Source organism: Oleiphilus sp. HI0132 (genome assembly GCF_001635845.1).
This window is the reverse complement of sequence record NZ_LWGJ01001616.1, coordinates 1-1018: the sequence shown is the minus strand read 5'-3', so window position 1 is coordinate 1018 and position 1018 is coordinate 1. Positions and strand designations below refer to the sequence as shown.

1 protein-coding gene is annotated in these 1018 nt (G+C 42.2%); it reads left to right on the top strand.

Features of this window, described 5'->3' with window-relative positions; genetic code table 11:
* Positions 1 to 560: 560 nt before the first annotated feature.
* A partial coding sequence (locus tag A3766_RS24905) for a hypothetical protein (RefSeq protein ID WP_156509117.1) occupies positions 561 to 1018 on the top strand: 458 nt, incomplete at its 3' end.

Sequence of the window (1018 nt, the reverse complement as noted above, 5' to 3'; positions counted from 1 at the left end):
TCGGCTCCTTCTCCTCTTTCTTCATCGTACCCACACTATTCTTATCTTTATATTTATGGGCATGAGCCGGAGAAAAGCAGAGCGCAGCGGTTAGTAAACAAAAAATGACTAGATTCTTCAAAGCAAGCATATCAAACTAGGTTCCCAGTAAATGGTGAGCGAAGATCGCATCGAGACACCCCGAACAACAGATACTTAAATGCGTTAATAAGAGCCAAATACCTGAGTTTTTCATAATCACTATGAAAATCCTGTGCCAAGTCATTACTGTAAAATTTGCAGCAATTCAGGAGAGCGCTTGCCGTTTTCATAGCTCTAAGCGGCAAATAAGGTTGTTAGGCGGCAATACAGAGTCATTAAATGACTTCAATACATAAGCACAGTTAAGCCAAAAAAATTACCACGAATTTGGACATTATGTTACAAAGCGTGACGTGCCCGTCGTTGTCACTTTCGACTTTCCGTTAAAATTGCCTCTACGGATCAAGCTACGTACAGTCACCGTACCGTTAGCCAGCATAAGTTAACTAGTCAGGACCCGCTCAAGGAACAAGGAAATAATGAATTTCAGATCCACCTTCAGCTTATCAAACTTTGCCATTTGCTTAGTTTGTCTCGCTTATAGCTCAACCGCACTAAGTGGCTACAAAGTATTTTTAGACCCTCGTTCCATGGCTATGGGCGGAACCGGTGTTGCTTCAGCTTCAAAGTTTAACGCGTCCGCTCACAACCCTGCTTTGATTGCCTTCAACCGAGGCGATAAGCCCGACAAGATCTATCTTGCAATAAATAGTGGCCAGCGACAGCTTTACGGAGAGTCTTTTAACTCTGACGTTCTCGACTATCAAAATTCACCAATAGAACAAGACTTTATCAACGCCGCTAACAGCGGAGATATTAGCGACACCAGAGATACCGCTAAACTTCTAAAAGACTCTCTAAGTGAAAAAAGTTTTAGCTCATATCGCTCTGATGAAATGCATAACTTTAACTTGTTAGTGGATACTGACCCGCTAAC